Origin of the sequence: Rhodococcus opacus (assembly GCF_012396235.1) — a bacterium.
GTDB classification, from domain to species: Bacteria; Actinomycetota; Actinomycetes; order Mycobacteriales; family Mycobacteriaceae; genus Rhodococcus_F; species Rhodococcus_F opacus.
The window spans coordinates 1-8,502 of the sequence record NZ_JAAXPA010000001.1 but is presented as its reverse complement, the minus strand read 5'-3'; the positions used below and the strand labels follow the sequence as shown (position 1 = coordinate 8,502).

8 protein-coding genes are annotated in these 8,502 nt (G+C 67.7%); 6 read left to right on the top strand and 2 right to left on the bottom strand.

The window, feature by feature from the left end; all coding sequences use genetic code 11:
* The first annotated feature begins 38 nt into the window (after positions 1–38).
* Complete coding sequence (locus HGB39_RS00040) at positions 39–1,748, top strand: tyrosine-protein kinase domain-containing protein (RefSeq protein ID WP_005563243.1); 1,710 nt, start codon at positions 39–41, stop codon at positions 1,746–1,748.
* Here HGB39_RS00040 and HGB39_RS00035 read toward each other — a convergent pair.
* A complete protein-coding gene (locus tag HGB39_RS00035; RefSeq protein WP_011597644.1) occupies positions 1,713–2,231 on the bottom strand; it encodes an arsenate reductase/protein-tyrosine-phosphatase family protein in 519 nt (172 codons plus the stop codon). The two genes, HGB39_RS00040 and HGB39_RS00035, sit on opposite strands and share 36 nt — an antisense overlap.
* Before the next feature lie 105 nt (positions 2,232–2,336).
* Here HGB39_RS00035 and HGB39_RS00030 point away from each other — a divergent pair, with 105 nt between their 5' ends.
* The 4 genes from HGB39_RS00030 (at position 2,337) to HGB39_RS00015 (ending at position 6,571) form a co-directional block, all read left to right on the top strand.
* On the top strand, positions 2,337–3,659 hold the full coding sequence (locus HGB39_RS00030) for a UDP-glucose dehydrogenase family protein (RefSeq protein WP_005563241.1): 1,323 nt from the start codon (positions 2,337–2,339) through the stop codon (positions 3,657–3,659).
* A gap of 131 nt (positions 3,660–3,790) precedes the next feature.
* Positions 3,791–4,756, top strand: coding sequence for an esterase/lipase family protein (locus tag HGB39_RS00025; RefSeq protein WP_005563239.1), 966 nt, complete (start codon positions 3,791–3,793; stop codon positions 4,754–4,756).
* Between the two features lie 115 nt (positions 4,757–4,871).
* Positions 4,872–6,287, top strand: coding sequence for a DUF7159 family protein (locus HGB39_RS00020; RefSeq protein WP_005563236.1), 1,416 nt, complete (start codon positions 4,872–4,874; stop codon positions 6,285–6,287).
* A gap of 59 nt (positions 6,288–6,346) precedes the next feature.
* The gene (locus HGB39_RS00015) at positions 6,347–6,571 is read left to right on the top strand and encodes a hypothetical protein (protein WP_005238249.1); all 225 of its coding nucleotides are present in this window, start codon (positions 6,347–6,349) and stop codon (positions 6,569–6,571) included.
* An 11-nt stretch (positions 6,572–6,582) separates the two neighbouring features.
* Here HGB39_RS00015 and HGB39_RS00010 read toward each other — a convergent pair whose 3' ends face one another.
* Positions 6,583–7,872: a YibE/F family protein gene (locus HGB39_RS00010; RefSeq protein ID WP_005563234.1), complete on the bottom strand. Its 1,290-nt coding sequence runs from the start codon at positions 7,870–7,872 to the stop codon at positions 6,583–6,585.
* A 262-nt stretch (positions 7,873–8,134) separates the two neighbouring features.
* Here HGB39_RS00010 and HGB39_RS00005 point away from each other — a divergent pair.
* A partial coding sequence (locus HGB39_RS00005; RefSeq protein ID WP_514120876.1) for an RNA-guided endonuclease InsQ/TnpB family protein occupies positions 8,135–8,502 on the top strand: 368 nt, incomplete at its 3' end.

Here is an 8,502-nt window from a genome sequence, read left to right as displayed (position 1 = left end):
CGCAAGCCCCGAGCGTGAAGTCGATGGGAGACTCGATAATGGAAATACAAGACTACCTGCGGATACTGCAAGCACGATGGAAAATCATCGCCGTGACGACCGTAGTTGCTATTCTCGGCGCGCTGGGAGCATCACTGCTCACCACGCCGATGTACGAGGCGTCGACCCGCATGTTCGTGTCCACGTCGTCCGGGGCATCAGTCAACGAGATATACCAGGGCAATCTGTTCTCGCAGCAGCGAGTGACGTCGTATACCAAGCTGCTCACCGGTGAAAATCTTGCGCAGCGAACCATCGACAAGCTCGGCCTCGACATGACGGCGCCCGCACTCGCATCGCAAGTGAAGGCCAGCTCGGCGCCGGACACGGTGCTGATCGACGTCAAGGTGCAGGATCCGTCGCCGGAACGCGCCCGCGACATCGCCAATGCCCTATCCGACGAGTTCGTCGTCATGGCACGAGAATTGGAGACGCCCGAGCGAGGGGGCGCACCGGCGGCGCGCGTCGTCGTCGAGCAGCAGGCTCAGACCCCGTCGGTGGCGGTCTCCCCGAAGACCACGCGGAACCTGGCGCTGGGTGCGGCGGTGGGCTTGCTGCTCGGTCTCGCGCTGGCAGTCCTGCGTGATCGCCTCGACAACACCGTCAAGGATCGGCGCACCGTCGAGGAGCTGGCCGGGTCCGCACTGATCGGCACCATCCCGTTCGACAAGGAGCGGCAGACGCAGCAGGCCATCAACTTCGCCGAAGGCAACTCCTCGAGCGCCGAGTCCTACCGGGAGCTGCGCACCAACCTCCAGTTCCTCGAGGTCGACAACCCGCCGCGTGTCATCGTCGTCACCAGTTCGCTGCCCACCGAGGGCAAGACCACGACCGCCATCAACATCGCCCTCGTGTTGGCGGAGGGCGGTCAGAACGTGTGCCTGGTCGAGGGTGACCTCCGCAAGCCGCGGGTGTCGAAGTACCTCGGCGTCGTCGGTTCCGTCGGTCTCAGCAGTGTGCTGGCAGGCAAGGCCGATCTCGACGCCGTGCTCCAGCCGACGCAGTACTCGGGTCTCACGGTCCTGGCATCCGGACCGATCCCGCCGAACCCGAGTGAGCTCCTCGGAACGGAGACGGCCCGCCAGGTGCTGGCCGATCTGCGGGGTCGTTTCGACTACGTGATCGTCGACGCGTCACCGCTGCTGCCCGTCACCGACGCGACCGTGCTGACCGCGATGTCGGACGGCGCGCTGGTCATCGCACGGCACGCCGAGACCAAGCGGGATCAGCTGTCGAGGGCGGTGGGCAACTTGCACAGCGTGGGGGCAACCATCCTCGGAACGATCATCACGATGACGCCGAGCCGCGGGCGGGGCGTCTACGAGTACAAGTACTACTACGAGACCGACAAGTCTCTGCCGCAGATGCAGCAGGCCGCCGCCGTGCAGCCGCCCGTGCAGCAGCAGCCCCCTCAGCACCAGGCACCCCAGCAGCCGGCACCTCAGCAGCCGGCCCCGTACGTTCGCGACGAGCACCCGCCGCACCAGTACGGTCCGAACGGGGGAGATCAGCAGGAAGTCCCCGCCTATCAGGGCGCCCCGGCCTACCAGGGCGACCAGAGTCAGCAGTGGTACGGCGGTCCCGACCACTACGGCAACGAGCAGCAGGCGGGCGCGCCGGTGCCCCCCGCACCGAGACGCACCCGCCGCTACCGCGACGACCAGGAAGCCTGGTCAGAGACGGACGCTCCGCGCGACCACACCCAGTAGATCGGCGATCTCGGACCCGATGGTGAGGAAGGTGTCCTCGTCCTGCCCCATCGGGTCCGGAACGTCTTCCGGGGTCTCGTCGGCCTTGTGTTTGGGACGTGCCGCAGCCAGGTCGGCCACCGACTTCGCATCCGCTGCTTCCGCGAGCCGCGCCGCCTCCCGGAGCGTGAACGTCTTCTTCAGCTGCTCCGGGGCCAGCGCCAGCACCTTCTCGCGCTGACGCTCGGTCATCGTCAACACCAGATCGGCATCCGCCGCCAGATCGGCGGTGAGCATCCGCGCGGTGAAATCGCTCGGATCACCGCCGAGCCCTTCGAGGACTTGCGCGGCCGTCGGTTCCATCGGGCGTCCGACCGCGGCGCGGGTACCTGCACTTTCGGCAGTCAGATCGGTGATCCCGAGCTCCTCGGCGTATGCCACTGCGAGGCGCTCAGCCGTTGGGGAGCGACAGACGTTTCCGGTGCAGACGAAGAGAACATGCATGGGCGAAGCATAGGGTCTCGCCTCGCACCGTTCGTACACGCACTGTTGGCTTCGAACATCAGTCGGGTAAATATCGCGCTCACCTGCACTGGTTATCAAGGGTGCATGCGCTGCACCGTGTTTGGAACCGGATACCTGGGAGCCACCCACGCCGCCTGTATGGCGGAACTGGGTCACGACGTCCTGGGCGTCGACATCGATCCCGGAAAAGTGGCGAAGCTCTCCTCCGGGGAGGTCCCGTTCTACGAGCCCGGGCTGGGGGAGGTTCTGCGCCGGAACATCGACGCCGGCCGACTGCACTTCACCACGTCGTACAGCGAGGCCGCCGAGTTCGCCGACCTCCACTTTCTCGGTGTCGGCACCCCGCAGAAGAAGGGTGAGTACGCGGCGGACCTGCGGCACGTGCATTCGGTGATCGACACTCTCGCGCCGCTGCTCGATCGTCCCGCCGTCATCGTCGGCAAGTCGACAGTTCCCGTCGGGACGGCGGCGGATCTGGGTGCGCGGGCCCGGGCGCTCGCCCCGGCGGGGGACGCCGTGGAAGTGGCGTGGAATCCGGAGTTCCTGCGGGAGGGCTTCGCCGTCGAGGACACCCTGCACCCCGACCGGATGGTGCTGGGAGTGGACCGCCAGCGCCCCGGACGCGCGGAGACCGAGTTACGCGAGCTGTATGCCCGCCTGCTCGGCGAGGACATTCCGTTCCTGGTCACCGACCTCGCCACCGCGGAACTGGTGAAGGTCTCGGCCAACGCGTTCCTCGCCACCAAGATCTCCTTCATCAACGCCATCTCCGAGGTCTGCGAGGCCACCGGCGCCGACGTCACCCAACTCGCCGACGCCCTGGGCTACGACGCGCGGATCGGCCGGCGCTTCCTCAACGCCGGTCTCGGCTTCGGCGGCGGCTGCCTGCCCAAGGACATCCGCGCGTTCATGGCGCGGGCGGGTGAGCTGGGCGCGAACCAGGCACTGCACTTCCTCCGGGAGGTCGACAGCATCAACATGCGGCGTCGCACCCGGATGGTGGAGTTGGCGGCGCAGGTGTGCGGAGGTTCGCTGCTCGGCGCCAACGTCGCCGTGCTCGGCGCGGCGTTCAAGCCCGAATCCGACGACGTCCGTGATTCGCCGGCACTCAACGTCGCGGGAATGATGCAGTTGCACGGGGCAGTGGTCAGCGTCTACGACCCGAAAGCCCTGGACAACTCACGAAGGCTGTTCCCGACGCTGAACTACGCGACATCGGCGGTCGAGGCGTGCGACAACGCCGACGCCGTGCTTCTGCTCACCGAGTGGGCGGAGTTCGCGGCCCTGAAACCGGAGGATCTGAACGACGTGGTCCGGGCCCGGGTGATGGTCGACGGCCGCAACTGTCTCGACGCCGCGGACTGGCGCGCCGCCGGGTGGGTCTACCGGGGGCTGGGCAGGGGCTGACCTGCGACGCGCAGGTTGCGACCGGGTCACCGAACGGATCGGACCGCGCGGTTCGGTAACAGCTGCGAAAGATCGCCCGCCGCGATTGCCGGACCGGTAGCGTCAGCCTCAATCGCAACGGAGGGCTGGCGATGTCGAAGGCACGTCACGGATCCCGACTCGCACTCCTGGCTGCCGTTGCCTGTGTCTGTGCGCTCGGTGTCGCCCCCGCTCGGGCGGCGGAGGTCCCGACCCTGCCGGGGCCGGCGCAATCCGACGCCGGCGCGGCCATCTCGTACGCGAAGCAGCATCCGCATTCGGCGCCGCCCGGGACCAACGATTTCTCGTGCCGCCCCGGTCCGGCGCACCCCCACCCCGTGATCCTCGTACACGGCAGCGACGGCAGTGCCTACGCGAACTGGGCCGGGCTGAGCCCGAAACTGAAGTCCGCCGGCTACTGCCTGTTCGCCCTCAACTACGGGCAGAGACCGGGCACCGAACACTATGGGATGGAAACAATGGCCGAGGGGGCGCACGAACTCGACGGTTTCGTCGCCCAGGTGCTGTCTGCCACGGGCGCCTCGACGGTCGACGTGATCGGGCACTCGCAGGGCGCGACGGTGGCCCGGTACTACATCAACAGGCTCGGCGGCGCGGCCCACGTGAGCCGGTGGATCGGTCTGGCGTCCCCGACCTACGGTGGGACGTTCTTCGGGATCGCGACGGCGGTGACGTCGGTCCCCGGGGGCAGCGAGCTGATCGAGCGTTTCGGTTCGGAGGCCCTCGCCGAGCAGGTGCAGGGATCGCCGTTCCTCACCGCCCTCAACGCCGGCGGTGACACCGTTCCCGGCGTCGAATACACCACGATCGGGACGCGGTACGACGAGGTGATCCAGCCGTACACCAACGTCGCGCTGCACGACCCCGGCGCCACCAACATCCTCGTCCAGGACCTGTGCCCGATCGATCAGACCGGCCATTTCAACCTGCCCTACGATCCGTTCTCCCAGCAACTGGTTCTCAACACGCTCGATCCTGAACACACGATCGTGCCGCCCTGCAGGTTCGTGCCGCTGGGCACGGGCATCGCGGGAGTGATCATCGCGAGCAACTTCTGAGTTGCCTCTCGCCGAACGGTTGCTCGGTTGCCCCGTCGGACCGCTTCGCTAGACTGCGGGCCATGGAGTGGGGGGATTCCGGATCGAACCCGTGCACAGTCGAGTCAGGCGGCCCATGAGTTCGGTTCTAGGTGTGTCGGTCGGTGCGAGCGCTGTGCGCTTGGCGCGACCCGACTCCGTGAACCGTGACGACGCCGGGAGCAGGCACGTCCCCGATTTCCGGGCCCAGGTCGTCGCCGCAGGGCGGGACCTGCCGGAGGAACTTGCCGCCGAATCGATCGGCGTCGTCCTCGCCGGGGCGCCCGACGCCGGGCCGGTCCGCGCCACCGGGGTCGCCTACCGCGACGAAGCCCAGGCAGACGCCGTCCAGGCGGCGATGACCCGGCAGCAACTCGCCAACTACCAGCTCGTCACCGAAGCCTCGGCGGCGTTGAAGTTCCTCGACGTCTCGGGCGCCCTCGGTGACCATGCGACGCTCGTGTTCTACGACCTGGGCAGCTCCGGGCTCACCGTGAGCGTCGTCGACCGGGCGACGGGGGAGGTGGTGGAGACGGTCCGCGCCGACGCGGTGAGCGGAGACGTCTTCGACCGGCTGATCCGCGACAACCAGTTGGAGAACAAGCGGATCGAGGAGCCCGGCGACGCGGCCGCCGGCCTCGCGCTCGACCTCCGCTGTCGTGAGGCGAAAGAGCGGCTCTCCACCGGCGGCGCCGTCGCGGTGCCCGGCGACGGCGGGCTGCTGTTGCTGTCCCGTGACGTCTTCGACGCGCTGATCGGTGTCACCGTCGAATCGTCGGCGCGCCTCGCCCGCGATGTGATCACGAAGTCGGGACGAACCCCCGATGCCGTGGTGCTCATCGGCGGCGGTGCACGCATCCCTCTGGTGCGGTCGGTGCTGCAGTCGTGGCTCGGGTTGCCGGTCGTCGTTCCTGATCACCCCGAACTCGTTGCGGCACAGGGTGCTGCGCTGCTTGCCCAGCAGGTGGTGCCGCCACCCGCCGAGGTCGCCAGGGTCCTCCCGCCGCCATACACGCCGCACTCCGCACCGGACGCAGTCGTATCCACCTACCAGGCGCCGAGCGCGACCGTCGCACGCACCGGTGCGCCGTCGAGTACTCCGTCCTGGCTGAGCGCCGCGGCGCCGCCGCCGAGTCAGCAGGTGGCCAAGCCCCAGATCCGGGGGGCCGCGCTGGCGGGCAGCGCGCTCGCCGTGGTGGCGGTGATCGGTCTCGGACTCGGGTACGGCAAGAACCTGTTGGCACGCACCGAGGGCTCGTCGCAGCCGGTGACCACACAACTCACCACCGAGTCGCCGGTCATGACCGAGGTGGCCACGCCGTCGCCGGCGACGCTCCCGCCGCCTCCGTCCGAGGCCGTCGAAGCGCCGATCCAGACGGCGTCGCAAATCCGGATTCCGGAGCCGGAGCCCGCCCCGCCGCCCCCACCGCCCGTGCCGGTGTTCCCCGGTCTGCCGCAGATCCAGCTGCCGCAGTTCCAACTGCCCGAACTTCCCAGGTTCCCCGGAACGTAGTCGCCGCCGATCTCCGGGCCTACGATGGGAATGGTTCCGGCGTAGAGAGGATGTGTGCAGTGACTGCAAATCCAGCGGAGTTCCACAGCACTCCCAACGTTCCCAGGCCTTCGGCGGCCGCGCCGGCAGAAACGCGCAGGCTCGTCGCATATTCCAAGCCGATCCTGAAGATGTTCCCGCCCACCAGCGAGCATGCGGCCAAAGTGACGATGCTGACCGTCTACGCGCTGATGGTCATCGCCATCATCTTCATCGTCCTGCGGGAGTTCGGCGTCTTCAGCTAGCGGTCGCCGCGCTACTTGGAATGGCGGCCACCCCGTGACGGCTTGACCGCGGGCGCGCTGCCGGAAGGACCCGCGCCGATCGGCCGCGCCAACATCACCGCGATCGCGGTGGTCAGCGGAACCGACAGTGCCAGGGCGATGCCACCGACCGCCGAACGCACGATCTCGATGGCCACGGCATCGCTGAGCAGCACGTCCTGGATCGACCGCCCCGCCACACTGAACAGCAACAGCAGCGGCAACGCCCCGCCGGCATACGCGAGGACGAGGGTGTAGACGGTGCTGGCGATGTGATCGCGTCCGACGCGCATCGCCGAACCGAAGATCTGACGCCGGGAGGCGTCGGGGTCCAGCGACGCCAGTTCGAACGCGGACGCCGCCTGCGTGATGGTGACATCGTTGAGCACTCCCAGTGAGCCGATGATGAAGCCGGCGAGCAGTAGTCCGGTGATGCTGACGTGCTGTATGTACGTCTGGACGTTGGTGTTCTGTTCCTCGGAAAGCCCTGTCAGACGAGTCATCTCGATGGTGGCGTAGGAGAGGATGGCCGCCACCAGCATCGACGCGAGAGTGCCCAGCAACGCCGAACTCGTTCGCAGGGAGACACCGTGCGCGAGATACAGGACGGCATACAGGATCACGGCGCCGGAGACGAGGGCCACCGGGATCGCGGGTTGTCCGTCCAGCAGGGCCGGGAGCGTGAACAGAACGAGCACGCCGAACGAGACGACGATGCCGACGAGTGCCCGGAATCCGCGCCACCGCGCGACCGCGATCACGACGACGGCGAACGCGAGGGCAATGAGGGTGACGGGCAGGCCGCGCGCATAGTCCTCGAACGAATACTCCGTGGTGCCGTTCACGTCCGTCTGACGGGACAGCCGGATCTTCTCGCCCACCCGGAGGTCGGGCTGCCCGGGGCCGGGAATGATCTCGAGCAGCGTCTGGGTACCGGTGTTGGGACCGGACTCGATGTCGACGATGCTGCGCTGGCATTCGTACGCGCCGGCCGGCGGCGGCAACGGGGTGCCGGTGAAGACGCGCCCGGCCGACGGACTTCCACAGTCGCCGATGTTCTGCATCGTGACCGTGCCCGACTCCGTGACGACTGCACCGCCCTGGGCGCTCTGGAAGGGCTGTTCGACGTCGACGCTCGGCTTGCCGGGCCACAACGCGATGGCGCCGATGAGCACCGCGACGCCGATGGCGACGAGGAGTCCGACGACCACCTTGGCGGCCACAGGTCCCATCGGGGCCGGTCCCTCGCTGTGGCCGTGTCCGTGTCCGTGGAATTCGCTCATCGGCCGCGTCGCGTCGGCTGCTGGGGGGATTGTCTCGGCACGCACGACAGGGTAGTCGGACGGGGACCGGCGACGCTGCGACGGAAGTGGCGTGCGGTGCCAGTGTTGCCAAGCTGTCAGGCTCGTATTGCTCTCGTGTCGCTTATATGTCGCCGGTGTGATCCGTGAGTCTTTCGGCGCAAACCCGGTCCTTCAGGTCCGGAGAGCCGATCTGGTTATGTCGGACTGTGTGGCTAGTGTCTGGGTCATGGCGGGGAGGGTGGTGAAGCGGGCGTTCAAGTACCGTTTCTATCCGACTGCGGTGCAGGCGGAACAGCTTGCTCGGACGTTCGGGTGCACCCGGTATGTCTACAACCGGGCGTTGGCCGAGCGCTCGCGTGCCTGGTCGCAGGAGCGGCGGCGGGTCACCTACGCGGACACCTCGAAGATGCTCACCGGATGGAAACGGGACACCGAGACGGAGTGGTTGTCGGAGCCGTCGAAGGGGCCGTTGCAGGAGTCATTGCGGCAGTTGCAGGGTGCGTTCGACAGGTTCTGGCGCAAGCAGGCCGGCTACCCGAAGTTCAAGAGGAAGGGCCAGTCGAAGGATTCGGCGACCTACTATTCGAACTGCTTCACCTACCGCGGCCG

Coding starts and splice junctions, on each gene's coding strand:
- HGB39_RS00040 (WP_005563243.1), top strand. CDS start 39: ATGGAAATACAAGACTACCTGCGGATACTGCAAGCACGATGGAAAATC.
- HGB39_RS00035 (WP_011597644.1), bottom strand. CDS start 2,231: ATGCATGTTCTCTTCGTCTGCACCGGAAACGTCTGTCGCTCCCCAACG.
- HGB39_RS00030 (WP_005563241.1), top strand. CDS start 2,337: ATGCGCTGCACCGTGTTTGGAACCGGATACCTGGGAGCCACCCACGCC.
- HGB39_RS00025 (WP_005563239.1), top strand. CDS start 3,791: ATGTCGAAGGCACGTCACGGATCCCGACTCGCACTCCTGGCTGCCGTT.
- HGB39_RS00020 (WP_005563236.1), top strand. CDS start 4,872: ATGAGTTCGGTTCTAGGTGTGTCGGTCGGTGCGAGCGCTGTGCGCTTG.
- HGB39_RS00010 (WP_005563234.1), bottom strand. CDS start 7,872: ATGAGCGAATTCCACGGACACGGACACGGCCACAGCGAGGGACCGGCC.